Here is a 931-nt window from a genome sequence, read left to right as displayed (position 1 = left end):
CCGCCTCGCGGCCCGCACGGCTCATGACCGCCTCCACGAAGCTCGTGGCCGGGTCGTGCCAGTGCACGTCCACGGCCTTGTACTTCACGCTGCGGCGCAGGATGCCCACGCGGCGCAGCGCCTCCTCGGGCGCTATCTGGCCGTCCCACTGGAACGGCGTCTGCGCCTTCGGCACGAAGAGGGCGCACGACACGCTCACGCGCACGTTGCCCCGCTGCTCGGGCGGCACGGCAGCCTTCGCGCGGTCGTAGGCGCGGCTCGCCAGGCTGGCGATGCCCTTGATGTCCTCGTCCGTCTCGGTGGGCAGGCCTATCATGAAGTACAGCTTGACGCGCCGCCATCCGGCCGCAAACGCGGCGTCCAGGGCGCCGAACAGGTCCTCCTCGGTCACGTTCTTGTTGATGACGTCGCGCAGGCGCTGCGTGCCGGCCTCGGGCGCGAACGTGAGGCCGCCCTTCTTCTGGCCCGCCACCAAGCCCGCCATGTCCACGCCGAACGCGTCCAGGCGCTGCGAGGGCACTGATATCCGCACGCCCTTGCCGTCGCACGCGCGGTTGAGGCGCGTGAGGATGTCCGCGATCTGGGAGTGGTCCGTCGACGAGAGCGACGTCAGGCTCACCTCGTCGTAGCCCGTGGCGGCGAGCCCCGCAAGCGTGGACGCCACCACGTTGTCGGCCGAGCGCTCGCGCACGGGGCGGTACATCATGCCCGCCTGGCAGAAGCGGCAGCCGCGGGCGCACCCGCGCAGCACCTCCACGTTCAGGCGGTCGTGCACCACCTCGGTGAACGGCACGATGCACGGCTCCCATCCGGGGCTTTCCGCAAAGCCCTCGAACAGGCGCTTCTCTATGCGCACGGGCAGGCCCTCCTCCACGGGCTCGATCCACGAGCCCGCCTCCTGGGCCTCGGGCTCCGCACGCCAGCGGTAGAG

Annotated in this window: 1 protein-coding gene; it reads right to left on the bottom strand. The window is 71.1% G+C overall.

Annotated features, from left to right (window positions below; genetic code table 11):
- Window positions 1-931 (bottom strand): radical SAM protein (locus tag GPA_RS10840; RefSeq protein WP_156791165.1); only part of this gene is annotated, 931 nt, incomplete at both ends.

This window comes from Gordonibacter pamelaeae 7-10-1-b, assembly GCF_000210055.1.
Taxonomy (GTDB): Bacteria; Actinomycetota; Coriobacteriia; order Coriobacteriales; family Eggerthellaceae; genus Gordonibacter; species Gordonibacter pamelaeae.
The sequence above is the reverse complement of the archived record's forward strand: the minus strand, read 5'-3'. Positions and strand labels throughout refer to the sequence as shown.